At 42.1% G+C, this 16,443-nt stretch carries 18 protein-coding genes; 9 read left to right on the top strand and 9 right to left on the bottom strand.

The genetic code is table 11. The features are described from left to right. Positions 1-375 precede the first annotated feature (375 nt). On the top strand, positions 376-1,524 hold the full coding sequence (locus VFW36_RS07385; protein ID WP_329658169.1) for a zinc-ribbon domain-containing protein: 1,149 nt from the start codon (positions 376-378) through the stop codon (positions 1,522-1,524). Between the two features lie 458 nt (positions 1,525-1,982). Further along, positions 1,983-2,426 (top strand): hypothetical protein, encoded by a 444-nt coding sequence (locus VFW36_RS07380; protein WP_329658168.1) that lies wholly within the window; start codon positions 1,983-1,985, stop codon positions 2,424-2,426. A 237-nt stretch (positions 2,427-2,663) separates the two neighbouring features. On the opposite strand, the gene VFW36_RS07375 is transcribed toward VFW36_RS07380, so the two are convergent. From VFW36_RS07375 to VFW36_RS07350, 6 genes are all read right to left on the bottom strand, one after another. Further along, a complete protein-coding gene (locus VFW36_RS07375; protein WP_329658167.1) occupies positions 2,664-3,998 on the bottom strand; it encodes a hypothetical protein in 1,335 nt (444 codons plus the stop codon). A 122-nt stretch (positions 3,999-4,120) separates the two neighbouring features. Further along, the gene (locus tag VFW36_RS07370) at positions 4,121-4,321 is read right to left on the bottom strand and encodes a hypothetical protein (RefSeq protein ID WP_329658166.1); all 201 of its coding nucleotides are present in this window, start codon (positions 4,319-4,321) and stop codon (positions 4,121-4,123) included. Continuing rightward, positions 4,318-4,722, bottom strand: a complete 405-nt coding sequence (locus tag VFW36_RS07365; protein WP_329658165.1) for a hypothetical protein — start codon at positions 4,720-4,722, stop codon at positions 4,318-4,320. The genes VFW36_RS07370 and VFW36_RS07365 overlap by 4 nt, the downstream gene beginning before the upstream one ends. Then, positions 4,722-4,901, bottom strand: a complete 180-nt coding sequence (locus VFW36_RS07360; RefSeq protein WP_329658164.1) for a hypothetical protein — start codon at positions 4,899-4,901, stop codon at positions 4,722-4,724. Before VFW36_RS07360 ends, VFW36_RS07365 begins: the two co-directional genes overlap by 1 nt. A gap of 268 nt (positions 4,902-5,169) precedes the next feature. Next, positions 5,170-5,859 (bottom strand): hypothetical protein, encoded by a 690-nt coding sequence (locus VFW36_RS07355; RefSeq protein WP_329658163.1) that lies wholly within the window; start codon positions 5,857-5,859, stop codon positions 5,170-5,172. Further along, the gene (locus tag VFW36_RS07350) at positions 5,859-6,998 is read right to left on the bottom strand and encodes a tyrosine-type recombinase/integrase (protein ID WP_329658162.1); all 1,140 of its coding nucleotides are present in this window, start codon (positions 6,996-6,998) and stop codon (positions 5,859-5,861) included. Before VFW36_RS07350 ends, VFW36_RS07355 begins: the two co-directional genes overlap by 1 nt. 322 nt (positions 6,999-7,320) lie before the next feature. Between VFW36_RS07350 and VFW36_RS07345 the strand changes: the two genes are divergently transcribed. Continuing rightward, a complete protein-coding gene (locus tag VFW36_RS07345; protein ID WP_329658161.1) occupies positions 7,321-8,790 on the top strand; it encodes a phosphoethanolamine transferase in 1,470 nt (489 codons plus the stop codon). Between the two features lie 3 nt (positions 8,791-8,793). On the opposite strand, the gene rsfS is transcribed toward VFW36_RS07345, so the two are convergent. Both rsfS and nadD read right to left on the bottom strand, forming a co-directional pair. Next, positions 8,794-9,123, bottom strand: a complete 330-nt coding sequence (gene rsfS, locus VFW36_RS07340; RefSeq protein WP_329658160.1) for a ribosome silencing factor — start codon at positions 9,121-9,123, stop codon at positions 8,794-8,796. Next, positions 9,120-9,653, bottom strand: a complete 534-nt coding sequence (nadD, locus tag VFW36_RS07335; protein ID WP_329658159.1) for a nicotinate (nicotinamide) nucleotide adenylyltransferase — start codon at positions 9,651-9,653, stop codon at positions 9,120-9,122. Before nadD ends, rsfS begins: the two co-directional genes overlap by 4 nt. Positions 9,654-9,736: 83 nt before the next feature. On the opposite strand from nadD, the gene gap reads away from it, so the two are divergent. The 4 genes from gap to fabI are packed head-to-tail and all read left to right on the top strand — an operon-like array spanning position 9,737 to position 13,520. Then, the gene (gene gap, locus VFW36_RS07330; protein ID WP_329658158.1) at positions 9,737-10,741 is read left to right on the top strand and encodes a type I glyceraldehyde-3-phosphate dehydrogenase; all 1,005 of its coding nucleotides are present in this window, start codon (positions 9,737-9,739) and stop codon (positions 10,739-10,741) included. Between the two features lie 28 nt (positions 10,742-10,769). Continuing rightward, the gene (locus tag VFW36_RS07325; protein WP_329658157.1) at positions 10,770-11,960 is read left to right on the top strand and encodes a phosphoglycerate kinase; all 1,191 of its coding nucleotides are present in this window, start codon (positions 10,770-10,772) and stop codon (positions 11,958-11,960) included. A 12-nt stretch (positions 11,961-11,972) separates the two neighbouring features. Continuing rightward, positions 11,973-12,692: a triose-phosphate isomerase gene (locus tag VFW36_RS07320; RefSeq protein WP_329658156.1), complete on the top strand. Its 720-nt coding sequence runs from the start codon at positions 11,973-11,975 to the stop codon at positions 12,690-12,692. Positions 12,693-12,695: 3 nt separating this feature from the next. Further along, positions 12,696-13,520 carry an enoyl-ACP reductase FabI gene (gene fabI / locus VFW36_RS07315; RefSeq protein ID WP_329658155.1) on the top strand — a complete coding sequence of 275 codons (825 nt, stop codon included), beginning with the start codon at positions 12,696-12,698 and terminating at the stop codon, positions 13,518-13,520. Positions 13,521-13,661: 141 nt separating this feature from the next. Here the strand turns inward: fabI and VFW36_RS07310 are convergent, their stop codons facing one another. Beyond that, entirely contained in the window at positions 13,662-14,201 is a 540-nt protein-coding gene (locus VFW36_RS07310) for a hypothetical protein (protein ID WP_329658154.1), read from the bottom strand. Between the two features lie 250 nt (positions 14,202-14,451). On the opposite strand from VFW36_RS07310, the gene VFW36_RS07305 reads away from it, so the two are divergent. Together VFW36_RS07305 and VFW36_RS07300 are read left to right on the top strand one after the other, a co-directional pair. Further along, positions 14,452-15,696, top strand: a complete 1,245-nt coding sequence (locus VFW36_RS07305; protein WP_329658153.1) for a porin — start codon at positions 14,452-14,454, stop codon at positions 15,694-15,696. 117 nt (positions 15,697-15,813) lie between these two features. Further along, a partial coding sequence (locus VFW36_RS07300) for an ABC transporter permease (protein ID WP_329658152.1) occupies positions 15,814-16,443 on the top strand: 630 nt, incomplete at its 3' end.

Raw genomic sequence — 16,443 nt, 5'->3', positions numbered from 1 at the left:
TCCACTGTTGTAGGCAGCAAGATCGGTAATATAAATTCTCAACATCATCAACTCCTTTGTCAATTCTCCGATAGAAACAAGTAGCAACGCTACGCTTACGAGACTGTTGGCATGGCAAACGTGATGAATGAGTGATGAGGTGAGAGTAGGATAAGAAAAGTGCATACCCCTATGCCTTTTCAAGTGAAGTACCTAAAAAAATGTGCTTATTACGGCGGGGTGACTTTCGTGACGAGTTGGTGAAAATGGCTGAAATACACTTGTATTAGCGGGGTACAAAATTGCCTATAAGGTTCGCTTTGATACTATTTGTTAAATTAAGGTAATCATTGATGGTTGCATATTTAATTATTATGAAAATTAGCAGGGATAAGAATGAGTCAATTTTGTACGCAGTGCGGTACTGAAAATGTTAATGATGCGAAGTTTTGCAAGAGTTGTGGACACTCACTAATTGAACAGCAACCAACTACAAGTTCTGAGCAGTCAGAAGTCCATACAGAACCTGTACGAGAACAAGAACCCACAGTAAAGACGGAGATGGAAGCTTCATCTGTCGAAAATGATGTTGAAGTAACGTCATCATGGAGTGGATGGCTATTGCTGATACCAATGATTGCATGGGTGTTTTATAGATTAGGTGTATTGTCTGGTGGGAATATAGGTCTCATGTTTGGACTAATGACAATTCCTAATGTTGTTGCGGAAGCATTGGGTGGAGCTATAGGTATTGTTGGTCTCCCTTTAATTGTCACTTCTATTATTTATCTCGTTAAAAACACACAAGATACTCAATATACAAATTTTGTTAAACATACTGTCATCGCTTCGATCCTCATGCTAGCATTTGGAATAGCTTCTAATATTCATGCAATCAGGGATGAACAAAAAGCTGCTGCTTTGAAATTGACTCAGGAAGTTGTAGCAGCTATGCCAGCGGCAGAACCAGCAGCCCCTGTGGCAGAGGAAGCAGCACCAGTATTATCCGAAACTGAACAAGCAGCACAAGCTTGCAATAATGGTCAAGTTGATATGTGTGCGAAATTAGGTTATTTATATCATAACGGTCAAGGTGTGCAACAAGATGATGCACAAGCAGCTAGATTATTTAGAAAAGCTTGCGATGGTGGAGACGCTGGAGGATGTGGAGCTCTAAGCAGTTTGTATAGCTTTGGTAAAGGTGTGCAACAAGATGATTTTCAAGCAATCAAATACGATAAAAAAGCTTGTGATGGTGGGAATGGCAGATCATGTACGATATTAGGGCTTATATATTTAGATGGCAATAGTATTGTACAACAAGACGAAATTAAAGCGGAAAGATTATTTAAAAAAGCTTGTGATGGTGGTTATGAAGAGGGGTGTAAATATGTAGTTGTTGCAAGAAATACACGTCAAAGAAATAATGAAATTGCAAAAACAAACAAACAAATCAGTGATTTACAACGAACGCCAGAACAGGTAGCACATGATGCAGCATACCAAATTGGTTTAGACTTTATGAAAGAGAATGATCTGAAATAATTAAAAAATGAGCAATAAAGTATAACTGTACGCGATAATTGGTTAAAGTCAAAGGGCCACAAATATTGATTCTATTGAGATATAGAGCTCGTTGTAGTGAAGTTGAACCGTTATCACTGTTTACGGTGCCGACGAGACTGAAGTTCCATACTTTAGAGAATTTCACTTATTTTCGCCTCTCTCAAACCCCTGAGAACCACGTGTGCAAGGGCTACTTCCATATGGAAGTAACCATGGAAGTGATGTTAAGAATGAATGGTTAGGTGATTGAGGTGAGGTTGAAGGAGTAAAAATCGGATGAATAACGTGAAGAACTGCTGTGTACGAGTATCAAATGTAGGAATAAAGCGTCATTTTCTGTATCTCATCAATTTATAAGACTAATTCAAATATTATTAAATCAGTCTGTTGATTTAATAATATTATACATAACTAACACCACATAGAAAGGAAGTCGTATGTCTCGAACAATTAATGATGAATGGTCTGATGTAAACAATCCAAATAATTCTTCAAATATGGATGACTGGGCGAATGCAAATAACCCAAATAACGGAAACTATAGATATGAAGAATGGGATGATAATGATGAATATGATCATGTACCTTCTAGATTAAAGTGTTTCAAATCACTGACGGAAGAAGATAAACCATACAGCGGATATGAAGGTGCTCTAGAAAAGGATGAAGATGGCAAATATTTTGTTGTTTTAAGAAAAGGAGAACAATCAATTACTTCTGAAAGCTATGATCATGCAGAGGAATGTATATTGGCTGTAGAACGACAATATAATGGATGTAACGTCATGGATATGGCGATTGTAATCAATCTAAATAGAGCTGATGAATATACTTCACCATATTTAATTTTAGCAAAAGCCTTGAAATCATCGATAAAATGAGCAAGCAAAATAGATTCAGCTATTTCAATTACTAACATTTCACTACGAACCGATCCCTTGCGGTGGTTCTAAGTGCCAAAGGCACAGCCGAGTGAAACGAGGCAGGTTCCACCGAGCGAAGCGAAGGTGCGCTGTCCGAGCTTGTCTTGGCAGCGGTATAACCAACTAGACTTCTATAGTTTTCTCGCTAGCTGCGAGGATTATCCGTCGCTACGGACAGAAGCACTCTCAATATAGTTATTCAGCCGATATCTGCACCTTAAATCCTGTCTGCTCCAACACTGCTGCTTCGATTACTTTCGGATCAATAATTTGTCTCGAATAGATCGCATCATGCACTTGATGACAAGCACTAGGATCATCAAAACAACTCATCATTACCTCTCGTATCTGCCGTTCCCATTGCGTCCATATAAAGAAGAATACGCTACTCTCTTTCCGTCGTCCTGTATCGATAAACTTTGGTACTTTTTTTTGCTTATCAACCCATACCACTTTCCATTCAGGCTTAGCGAATGCCATTGCCCGATCAAGGATCATTGGTTCTGCTGAGTCGATAATCTCTTTGCGTAGAATTAACGCCTCCTCAAAATACGCTTTTAGCGTTGGTATGGAGTTGTACTGCTTTGGCATATCCTTACGGTTATCAGCACTGGTTAGTTCTTTTTTGACCCATTCAATATTCTCATTCGCTTCATCCGCTATCTGTTGACGGAATTTATGCCGATCATTGACAAGCTCTTGATGCAGCGGATACTGTAATGGATCGGTAACTAAGTGCATACAGATCGTTTGAAGAGCTGAACCGATGTCATAATTGGTAAATCCAAGCTGTTTACGTGCTTCACTTCCAATTGATGTGAATACCGAATACACTCGTGAATGCTGTTCGTCTGTCAGCTGTGGTCGAATGACAAATCCATTGCTGTAGCCGATACAATCACCCAATAACATCATTGTATCTCTGAGCTGTGTTTTACGTAGTAGGTCAAGCGGAACCACAAAGTCCAAAGGCTGATAAGTCACCTCATTCTCTTTGAAATCGATAGCCAATAACAGTGTAAGGGCAGTTTGAAATATCATTTCCACTAATTGTGTTGGTTCATACTTCATCGAGTGAACCCCTGCTTGATACGAATGATCCGACGTCGTGAACAGCTTAGCTTTGAGCTGTAGCGTGTCTTCTTCATTAAGCCATCGCATGGATGGATTGGTTGATCGAATCCGTCCTGAACCATTTATGGCTTTTAGATAGGTATCGAATACCACTTCACCGTACTTGATCTGCTTTTGGAATCGTACATTACTAGGGATGATCACTAAATCACGTAGAGCCAAGGTCGTCATACTCGATAAGATTGAACGTGCTGTATGGGCTGTAATATCAAATAATGCATTAACATCATCAGCTCTGATTCCCATGCCAAGACTGAGCATGAGTCGCTCCACCGTAGAGATGGCAGTGCGAGTGGGTAGAGTAATCCGCATACCGTCAATAAACAGTGAACCGTCCTCGATCTCGAAAGCTCGATCCTTATAATAATAAATGTTGTTGACTCGTCGAATGCTCACATCACCATTCATATATAGGTGCATTGGATCAGTCATAATTGGAAATGTCCCCGATTCTCGGGCACATATAGTACTGCTGTTCATATGTACCCGCGAAGCGGGGACATTCTTATCATCGGGAGTTAGATGTGTAATATACATTGATAATACTCCCTCCGATTCAACGCAAAGTCAATGATCTGAATCACGTCGGGATCTCGTTGCAGCGTTTTAGTGCTGATACCTGAAGTTTTTGACAGTTGCGATAAAGTGAACTCGTCATGACCATCCAACCGTAATAGTTGGATAGCCTCAGCGAGCCTGAGCATGGTGAAGGCTTTCATCGCTGCTCCTTTAGGATATACAACGACAAAGTATGTACAATATCTGGATCAATACGGAGATCGTTCTCTGTGAGCATCCGTACGGCAAGCGTATTAGCTGATAAGCCATCATGCGCTATAATACGAGTCTCAGGTTCTAAATGCTCCATTAGGAATTCAGCAGCTACAGAGACTTCGAGATTTTCTGTGACTGTGCTTCGTCTTCTAGTAACCCCGTGATAAAACCTTTTGATTCCATCATCTTTATAGGTTTCAATTCGATAATTCCGTCTAAGTGCTTGTTGTATTATTGCTCCTTCAGAACGATAAGGAATGTGCCTCATCATCAGATAAACTGGAAAGCCATCATTCAAATATTTTAATAAAGTTGTTAATTCGGTAGGTGACCATTTCTGAGCCATTATGCTACCCCCTGTACTTGATGATCTTCTAACCATTTATCGATAAGAAGACGATCATAACGGATAAACTTCCCACCGATCTTGCTGTAAGGAAGTGTTGAGCGATTACTCGCCATTCTCATTTTTGCTTGCGTGCTTGTGCTGAAGCCGTATACTTCGGCAAACTCTACTGGATCCAACCAGCGTTTAGGATATTGATTATTCAAAATATATGTCCTCGTAAGAGAAGATTATTTTGACCGCGGTCGATGCCTGTGACATCAGAATCGATGTTTGCAACCATCTGATTGATTCATGTCGACATTTTATGGGGATCAATATGAGTCCGTAATAGCGTAAAAATGCTTATTTATTTTGCTATCTTGTGGTTCTAAGTGCCTAATATAGGCGTCTGTGGAGTGTAAAAACTCCGCAGACTTATTATGTGAGTGTATGAAAAGAAGAGAATTATTGAGGTTTATTGAGTGATGTATCGTTGGTGACTTTTTTGGCAATGTCAAAAGTAGTGATATTTGGGAGCTGTTGAGCTAATAATGCATTTGCTTGGGCACGAACAGCTTGATGCCGTCCGTAGTTTTCTGCAAAGTGTATGATGACATTTAGCATCGGATCATTCGTAGCAAGTGCTATTGATTTTAACGGTTTCAGGTATTCAGCTTTTTGCTTTTTTTTCATGTTGTTCCATGTTCTCGGAAATTCCTTCATAGCTAGAACAGCTTTATCCACCATTGAACAATAGAGTACCCACGCATCAATTTTAGCCTGTATATCATCTGAATCGATAGCATGTCCGCATTCAGGGCACGTATAAGTCATTCCTGTAAATAAATAAGCACTATCAGCTATTTGGTCGATGAGAGGTTGATTATGAAGTCCTAACACTTTTTCGGTTGCATTTCTGATCTCAGTTACATCATGTGCTTGTGTCGTTTGGGTAACGGTACGTATGTAGTTCTGATATTCAAACGCTATCTCCAACGGATCAGTAAGTTCAGAGACGTATGTACCATTTTTCATTGCGAGCAATTTTTTTGCTTTCTCATTTTCCTCATATTCTTCCGCTGAAAATGATTTACCACCCATAACTACTAAATCTTTGTTAATTTCTTTTTGTATTTCTGACCTTACTTTTGCCATTACTCTGCCTCTTCGCTTGTTGGTTTGATTTGAGTCAATACTTCAATTGCTTTGTTCGCTTCCTGTGAGGCTTTTGTATGGTTGGCACTCAGATAGAAGTTATTGACCGTTTCAAGGTTTGTGTGTCCTAATGAAGCCGATAGGATAGTTGTTGCGGTTCCTGCTTCACCCATAGCTGATACGAGGATATGACGGAAGTAGTGCATGGTGAGTTCAGGGATATTGGCGGTATCTTTGATTTTTGCTAACTGCTTCTTCGGTGGATAAAGCTCTGCACCTGTAATCGGTGATTTGAATACAAGTCCGCTACGATCATCTTTCATACATGATAGAGCTTCTGCGATGGGTGCAGATAGCTCATAGGTTTGATTCTGACCGATCTTATTGTTCTCGGCACGTATGGTGTAGCGACTGGTTAAAAAGTTAATATCGCTCCATTGCAGGGTACGAATCTCATTCCAACGTCTGCCGTACAGCGCGAAGAGGAAGAGGGCACGATAAAAGGGTTCATCTGCATAAGTGGTCATAATCGTTTTATATAAGGTAGCAAGCTTGGCTCCAGCATCTTCGACGATCTTTTTCTGTCGGTTCTGTTTTGGTGCTTTGATATTAGGTAGATCGCTAAGTACTTTGTTATCAAGTGCATATTGCATGATCGGTTTGAGAATCTGAATGAGCACCTTTTTAATGGTACGTGGACTGCATCCATTTTTAGTTTGCTCGGAGTGACCTTTTAGCTCCATGCTTTTGCGGAGTGAATCAATATCAACTTGGCGTATATCCTTTATACGTTTTTTGCCAATGCTATCATTAATGTATAGCTTGTAAGCATCTTTTCGTTCATCCGTCCATTTGGATACATCGCATGACTTCTCAAAATAGATTTCCGCAACATCATTAAGTCGGCTGTTCTCCGTGAAGTTAACACCAGTATTGATTTGCTTGTTCTTTTCATCTGATAGAGCGGTTTTGGCTTTCTTGATACGAGTACGTTTATCCCAGTCTTTATCGGAGTAATCGAGTACACGTTGTTTGATTTTTCCATCAAGCTTGAAGTTGATATAAAACTTAGTATAGGTAGAATCTGCTTTTAGACCTGTGTCTACGGTTTCAGTAAATTGTTTTCGATCAACTGCCATAATAACTCCATATAAGAGGGACATACCCTTGGGACATACCTTTGATGGAATTATTATACAGTAAAAAGAATCAATAGGAACATTACAATACGTAATATAGGGATTTGTGAAGTTATAAAAACTTTAAAGAATAGTGGAAATGTTGTTTGCGGTACCGGCGGTCAGGGATTCGAATTCCTTCGGGCGCACCATCTTTCCTCATACCTATTCAAGATCACCAAAAACAACCACTTAAAAGTGAACCGTGAAAAAAAACATTCAAACTGAGTTTCATACTAACAAGTCCTATTTTTATTTCGGTACGTTAATATCGTTTTTATCGATGATACCGCAATTGGTATTTTCTCCCAACTCGACCCACTCGTTATTTTTAGGTATTACACTCGTTTTGCTCATCACGATTCCGAAGTTCAGTAAAATACTCTTTTCCGTATTTATTATCTTTATCAATCTAAGCAACATATTGATCGGGCATATTGCTCTTCATTGGGGATATACGTTAGCAGACATAAAACCCCGTATCGAAGTCGCGTTTTTATCCCCAGTTTATGAGAGCAGAGAATACATTGCACGCTATATCGATTATCGAGATTATGGATTAGTCCTTTTTTCTCTGTTTGTATTGTTTCTTTTGTTCAAATTTTTGAGACATTTCACCCATTCGTATAAAGTGTTTAGGATCATCGGTGCGGGTGTTTTCATTTTGATTATTGGAAGCGTCACCTTTTACATCAATCCGATTCGAGAGTTTGAGCCTTTTAGTGTTCCGTGTGAAATTTGCACCGTGATCGATGACAAAAACAAGATCGATCAAATCTTGAAAACCAGAAAAGAGTACATCCGCCACATTGTTATCCCCAAAGCCAATACCAAAAATCAGCTCTATGATAAGATCATCATCGTTATGGGGGAAAGCGTCAACAAAAGCCACATGGCTCTCTATGGCTATAACATTCCGACTACCCCGTTTTTAAGCTCCTTGCAACCCACCAAAAATCTTTATGTCTTTAATGCTATCGCTCCGACGAATCAAACCCGATACTCAATCCCTATCGAGTTGAGTGAAGCGAATGTGCACTATTATGAGAACCGATATATGCATTCGGGTTCGATTATGACCTATTTTAAGGCGAACGATTATGAGACGTATTGGATTTCAAACCAAGGGCGCGCAGGGAAAAACGACTCCACCATCACCTCCATGGCATCCGAAGCAAATACGACTTTTTTTGCCAATCTAAACTATCTCGATGCCAAAACCGATGAGGTGCTAATAGAATATTTAAACTCCCTCCAACCCAACTCGAAAAAAGAGATGATACTATTGCATTTGATGGGGTCACATTCGGACTATATCAACCGATACAATCAAGAGACGGCACTGTTTAAGCACCCCAAAAATATTGTGGAAGAGTATGATAACACTATCCATTACAGTGACATGATTCTGAGCCAAGTTTTTGAAAAATTCAAAAAGGAGAAGTTGCTCCTCATCTATCTGTCAGATCATGGAGAAAACATCAATCTTGAAAATAACGGGCATGGTTTTGTACCATCGTATAAGGATGAATATACGGTACCGTTCGTGATCTATAGTAATGTGAAAAATCCGCGATTGGATGAGATTTATCGAGATAATAAAAGAGGGTATTTCAATTTGGAGAATTTTAACTCTATCGTCCAATATGTCAGCGGTATCAGCAACCATAAGAATCTATCGTATTCTCATGATGTGATGGCGGTTGAACCGAATACTATTGTTGACTTTGATCGGTTAGAATCGTTTGATTAGAGGTTAGGCTTTGTTTTTTCGTGCGGCGATTTCACCCAAAAAGCTTTCTAAATCATATTTTACGCGATATTGCGGAGTGAGGATGTGGATGAGAATATCGCCCAAATCGATCGCAACCCAGTCGCCGCTCTCATCGACGTAGAGGAATTGCTCATCAGGTTTAAGCCCTTTTTTGAGATGGTCGAGTAACGCAAGGGTATGACGTTCACCCAGTGATGAAGCGATAACAACATAGTCGGCGAAATAATCACCCTCTTTGAGATCAAATACTTCGATTGCTTCGGCTTTATTCTGATCGAGAATAGCGCTAATTTTTTCAATTCGTGGATTCACAGGTTTTCCTTGTAGTAGGTTAGTATTTTGGTTTCGATTTCGCTCTCCAACCCCAGCGAGGTGAGAGTACGGCGAATGTCACTTGAACAGATCGGGACGTCAACGGCTAGGTGGATCATGGTTTTGGGGATAGCTATCCCATCCCGTGATGCGACGACCCATGTTACTCGGCGCTCTAGTTCCTCATAGCGGTGCCATTGATTTAAGCTTTCGAGATTGTCGGCACCGATGATGAGGTAAATTTCCTCAACCATCGGAGCAAAATGTTCTACCGTTTCGATGGTAAAGACGCTTCGATTTTGGGATAACTCAAAATCGCTGATTTCCACCTTCTCAAATGTGGCAAAAATGGTTTTTAGCCAACCGTATCGTGTCGCTCCGTCTGCAATCACCGAGCGTTTGAACGGATTGCGCCATGCCGGTACAATAATGAGCTTATCGATGGGTAAAAGCTCTAAAGCTTTGGTAACGACTTCAACGTGTCCGGCATGCGGCGGATCAAAACTTCCGCCGTAGAGTGCAAGCTTCATAAGCCTCAACTTTATTTTAATCGAAATTATAACCGATTTTTGGTAAAATAACCCCCTATTTTATGTTGGTTTAGGATTAGGTGATGGCATTGAAGATTGCATTGAACGGATTTGGTCGTATCGGACGTTGTGTTACCCGTCTGATCGCTATGCGTGAGGATGTAGAACTGGTCGCTATCAATGACATGGCATCGATCGATATGATCGTGTATCTGCTGCAAAATGATTCGGTACACGGCGCATTCGAGACGGATGTTAGAGTTATAGAGGGTGAATATCTTCAAATCGGGAAAAACAAGGTTCGTATCTTGTGTGAAAAAGATCCCCAAAAACTCGATTTTGCTAAAGAGGGGGCAGATGTTGTTTTTGAATGCAGCGGTCTGTTTTTGACGAAAGCATCGACGGAACACCATTTGAGCAAAGGGGTGAAAAAGGTTATCCTCTCAGCCCCGACCCAAGACAGCACCATAGCGACATTCGTGTTGGGGGTGAATGAGCACCTTTACAACGGCGAAGCGATCATTTCGAATGCATCGTGTACGACGAACTGTTTGGGACCTATCGCCAAAATCATTGACGAAGCGTACGGGATCGAAAAAGGGTTGATGACCACTATCCATGCCTACACCAATGGACAGGCGATTATCGACTCTGCGCACGGAACCGATATGCGTCGTTCCCGTGCAGCGGCGCTCAATATGATTCCGACAACGACCGGTGCGGCGAAAGCGATCAGTATCGTATTGCCGAATCTGGAGGGGAAATTGCACGGTCAAAGTGTCCGTGTTCCGACCCCCGATGTCTCGATGGTCGATTTGAATGTTTTGGTCAAACGCTCTACGAGCAAAGAGGAGATTAGCGCCCTTTTTAAATCGTATGCGTCGGGTGAAATGGCGGGGATTTTGGAAGTGGATGAGCGTTATCGTGTTTCACAGGATTTTGTCGGATCATCGTACAGTGCCACAGTGGCGGATGATTTGATTCAAGTGATTGATGGAAATATGATCAAAATTATGGCATGGTACGATAACGAATGGGGCTATTCCAATCGCCTTATAGAAATGGCGTTATTTATCAGTAAAAAATAAATTAGTAATCTTACAGTAAGAGGAAAAAATGGAATTATTGAACATCAAAGAGTGTGACATCAAAGGCAAAAAAGTATTTATCCGTTGTGATTTTAACGTCCCGATGGATGATTACGGCAATATTACCGATGATCGTCGTATTCGCTCTGCGCTTTCAACCATCAACTATTGTTTAGATCAAGGGTGTGCGATCATATTAGCATCCCATTTCGGTCGCCCTAAAGGTGAGAGAGATGATAAATATACCCTCGCACCAATCGCTCGCAGGTTGAATCAACTGTTGAAAATCGATGTCAAGATAGCAGAGGATGTGGTAGGTGAAAGTGCTCAAAAATTAGCTTCCGAACTCCAAAGCGGCGAAGTTTTGTTGTTGGAAAATCTCCGTTTTGAAAAAGGGGAGACGAAAAATGATCCACAATTGAGCGCGGCATTGGCTCAAATGGCGGAGGTTTACGTCAACGACGCATTCGGAGTGAGTCATCGCGCCCATGCTTCCGTCGAGGGGATTACGCAACATTTTGATACTGCGCACAAAGCGGCAGGATTTTTGCTCCAAAAAGAGATTCAGTTCTTCGGAATCCTTTTGGAACGCCCTGTGAGACCGTTTGCGGCGATTGTCGGCGGATCAAAAGTATCGGGTAAACTCGAAGCGCTGATCAATTTGTTACCGAAAGTGGATAAAGTTCTTATCGGCGGCGGGATGGCATTCACGTTTCTCAAAGCTCTTGGGTACGATGTCGGTAACTCATTGGTAGAAGACGATTTGTTGGATGAAGCGATGAACATCATGAACGAAGCCAAACGTCTCGGGGTTAAATTTTACCTGCCGGTCGATGTGGTTGCGGCAGAGAAATTTGCTCCGGACGCGATGAGCCGATTGTGCAGTGTTCAGGAAATTCCTGACGGATGGATGGGGCTTGACATCGGACCGGCTACGGTGCGCTTGTACCGTCAGGTTCTCAACGATGTCCAGACAATCCTTTGGAACGGCCCGATGGGTGTTTATGAGATGGATCGTTTTGCACGCGGATCGAATAAAATTGCCCATTTCGTTGCCGATTCGTATGCGACCACTGTTGTCGGCGGAGGGGATACCGCTGACTTGGTACAACGTATCGGATTGGATGAAGAGATGAGCTTTATCTCTACCGGAGGCGGAGCATCATTGGAATTACTTGAGGGTAAAGTTCTACCGGGCGTCAAACCTCTATTGAAATAAAAGGAGATACTCATGATATTGTGTGCCAACTTTAAAGCGAACAAAACGCGTCAAGAGACACGAGCCTATATGGCGGTAGTCGAGTCCTTTGTCAGTGCAAACGATATTAGTGACACCATTATCGTATTTCCTCCGTTTACGGCGCTCGATCATGATCCGCGTAACGTATTGATCGGTGTCCAAAACGGTTATCCCGTCATAAACGGTGCCTATACCGGAGAGATCGCGTTAGAACAGCTTGAAGAGTTCGGGATCAGAACGATTTTGATCGGGCACTCTGAGCGTCGTCATGTTATCGGTGAGACCCAAGAACAAATTGCGGCAAAATTCCAATTTTTTGCCGAACAAGGGTTTGTGATCGTCTATTGTGTGGGTGAACCTCTCTCGGTTCGCGAAGCAGGCAACGATGTAATGATGGGGTACATTGAACAACAATTCGAGGGAATCGATCTCTCGTATCCCGATCTTATCCTCGCATATGAGCCGGTTTGGGCTATTGGAACAGGTTTAACCCCTTCAAATGAAGATATTGAAGCACTACATAGCGCCCTTCGTGCCAAAACATCCGCACCTCTTTTATACGGAGGAAGTGTAAAAGTGGAGAATGCGGGTGAGATTATGGCATTGGACAATGTAGACGGCGTTTTGGTCGGCTCAGCAGCGCTGAGTGCTAACGATTTTTGCGATATGATCGCACAAGCAGCGGAATTAAATACAGAAATAGGAGAATAATAGATGTTAATGCAAGGGAAAAAAGGTCTAATCGTTGGATTGGCTAACGATAAATCAATCGCATACGGTATCGCGCAAGCGCTTCATGCTCAAGGGGCGCAAATGGCGTTTACCTATCTGAATGAAGCGTTGCAAAAGCGTGTAGAACCGATTGCGGCTGATTTTAACAACTCTCCCGTTTATAAACTTGACGTATCGGATGAAGCGGATATGGAAGCGATCGCGGCAAAAGTGGCGGCCGATTTCGGACAAATCGACTTTTTGGTTCACTCGGTAGCTTTTGCTCCGAAAGAGGCATTGACCGAAGGGTTTATGAAAACATCCAAAAGTGCGTTTCAAATTGCGATGGATGTCTCTGTTTATTCGTTGATCGATTTGACGAACCGTTTGGAGAGTGTTTTGGCTCCGGGGGCATCGATCATCACCCTTAGCTATCTCGGCGGACCGAAATACATTCCGAACTACAACGTTATGGGAGTCGCAAAAGCGGCACTTGAATCAACCGTACGTTATATGGCGGTAGAACTCGGAGCATCCAAAGGTCAACGGGTCAATGCAATCAGTGCGGGACCAATCCGTACGTTAGCGGCGAGCGGGATCGGCGATTTCAAACAAATCCTTAACTGGAATGAATCTAATGCACCGCTTCGTAAAAATGTCACTATCGAAGAGGTCGGTAATTCGGCAATGTATTTACTCAGTGATCTATCCAGCGGCGTGAGCGGTGAAGTTCATTATGTTGATGCAGGGTATAACATTATGGGTATGGCCGCAGTTGAGAAAAATGCTGAAGGTAAAAGTGTTTTTGTTTGGGATGAGAGAAAATAATATTTAATCCAAACTCCGTGATCCAATACCAAGAGCTGTTCCGAAGGCAGTAGTGCCGAGAGGAACGAGCGTTCTTGGATCACGGTATGCTCTTTTGGTACTTTTCTGGCTAAACAGAAAAGTACATAATGTTACGAAACGTTACTTTCCGATTCCGGGAAGTTTTTGTAATTTTTCCCAGTTTGCAGGCTCTTTTGGCTGACCTTCATTCATCTTCTCTTTTTTACCCAAATAGTCTTTCCATTTGTCAACATACTTTTGAAGGGTGAACGGCGTATTGTCTTCATCCAGAGGAACAACCTCGGTTTTCGTCGTTACGCTACCGTCCGGTGCTTTGGTCGTCGTCGTGATTTGTGTGGCACTGGTTGTTTTCTCTAGTGTTTTTCCATCGGCAGTTTGGGTAGTGACGGACATTTTGGTTGGCTCTGTTTTAGTAGTTACTACTGTGCCGTCGCTTTGTTGCTTCGTATTCTCGGTCGCTTGTGACGCCATTAGAGGGTTCCACTCCTCTTTGAGCCAGCGATCCAGTGAACGCTGCATTGCTCCACCCTCGCTGGAAGCAGTTCCGCTCGGCGAGATCGCTTGAAGGTTTGTATTCTGTGAGGGAGTGACTCCCATGCGGTTTGCTGCACAGCCGCCGAGCAGTAAAAGGGTGAGCGAGAGAGAAAGAGTGTGACGCATCGTTATTTCCTCTATTAGGATTGAATTTTTTAGATTAGTTCGTACTATAACATAGAATAGATAGGATAAGCGCTAAAAAGAGTGGGAGAAGAAAATTACAAAATTGTCACTTTCCTATATTGCGGGGTTTGCTTTCACAAAAGTGCCGGAAAACAAAATTCATTTTTACAGCAATCTTTAAGAATTGCAGGGCTACAATTAACTTCGACGAAACAAAAACATAAGGTCAAGCTTAACTTAAGGAGAATCAATGAAGTTAGTTAAAATGAGTCTTGCAGCAGCAGTGTTGCTCGGAGCGAGCGCATTCGCAATCGATAATGTAAAAGTAAGCGGTGATGCTAAACTTTTTTATAGCACAAGCGATCAAGGTGCAAACGTAGATTTATTTGATCAAGCAGGATCTGCTGCGGATACAGCACTTCGTTTGTCAGTAACCGGTGATTTGACAAAAGGTGTATCTTTCGGTGCAACTGGTTATGCGGTATCTTCTCTTGGTTTGGAAAACAACCTTGTAAATAACGTATGGACTGGTGCACACAGTGTTACAAGCGCTGCGACTGGTGTTGATGATGCTGCATGGATGGGAGAGATGTGGGTAGCTGCAACTCTTGGTAAAACCACAGCAAAACTTGGACGTATGGAATTAGATACTCCACTTGCGTTCTCTGAGTCATGGTCAGTTGCAAAAAATACATTTGATGCAGCGGTATTGATCAACCAAGATCTTCCGGACACGACTTTGGTCGGTGCATGGGTTGGAAAAGGAAATGGTGTTAATGCACTTGCTCCTTTAGCTGCTCCAAAAAATAACGTAGCTGCGGTTGGTATTGATGGATTTATGGGTGCTGGCGCAAATATGGTTACTTTCGTAGACCAAGGTGCGTATGCAGCAGCAGTAGTTAACAACTCTTTCAAACCGGCAACTCTCCAAGCATGGTACTACAACGTTGTTAACGTTGCGGATGCAATCTGGTTGCAAGCTGACATCAATTGCCAATTGGTAAAAGGATTGACAATCGGTGCACAATACGCTGATATCGACACAAAAGGTTTAGCAAATACCTATGCTGACTCTTCTGCGTACGCGTTGAAAGTTGGATACGGAGTAGATGCACTTAAAGTCTCTGCAGCATTCTCTGCTACCGATAAAGACGGTCTATTGAATATCGCTAACGTTGCAACAAACAATACGGTTGGAGCACAATCTAAATTGTACACTGAAACATTCTGGAGCTACGGTTATGTAGGTGCAGCTGATGCAGATTCTTGGAATCTTACAGCTGAGTACGATGCTAAAAACTTAGCAAAATTCGGAGCGTATTACACTTCAGTTGACAACGGTGCAGCAGCTAACGCTGGTGATCTTGAAGAACTTGCATTGACTGCAACTAAATCTTTCGGACCATTGGATGTTACAGCAGCGTATATCAATACAGAACTTAACGGTGGAAATGATTTCAACACTGTTCAAGCATACTTGACTCTTAACTTCTAAGAGTTTTTTAGCTTCTCATCCCTTCGGGGATGAACCCTCTTTTTATTTTTATCCCCTTCTTTCGCTATAATCATTACTATGAAATATTTACTTCGTTCCTTGTTTTATACACTTTTTATGCTTTTTTTGATTTCTCTTCTATCTTTTGGAGCGATTCACATGGCACCCAACAGTTTCATGGGCGGTGAACTCAATCCCAACATGACTCCCGAAGCGATAGCGCAATTGCAAAGTATCTACGGACTCGATAAACCACTGTTTCAACAATACTTTGACTGGATATACAATCTACTGACGCTAAACTTCGGCATTTCATTTGTAAATGGTGCACAGGTATCTGGAGTGGTTGCCGATCGCCTCCCAGTGACATTGTGGATGAATATAGTCGCGATGGCGGTCACCTTTGCACTCTCACTTTGGATGGGGATCAAATCAGCACTCTCTCATGGTAAAAAAACTGATACTTTTTTGAGTCAATTTGCGCTTCTGAGTTTTGCAATGCCATCCTACTACCTAGCACTGGTGCTTATGATGATACTGAGTGTTACACTTGGATGGTTTCCGATTGCAGGGATGCATTCACTTGAGCCGCCGGAAGGGATAGGATATTATCTTGATATGGCATGGCATTTAACGTTGCCGATAGCGGTGATGGTGTTTGTGGGGATTGGGAGCTTGAGCCTCTATATACGCTCGCTTACGATGGAAATTCTCAAAAGCGACTATATCTATTTCGCCCGATCACGC

Source organism: Sulfuricurvum sp. (assembly GCF_036279695.1).
Classification (GTDB): domain Bacteria; phylum Campylobacterota; class Campylobacteria; order Campylobacterales; family Sulfurimonadaceae; genus Sulfuricurvum.
This window is presented reverse-complemented; position numbering and strand designations above follow the sequence as displayed.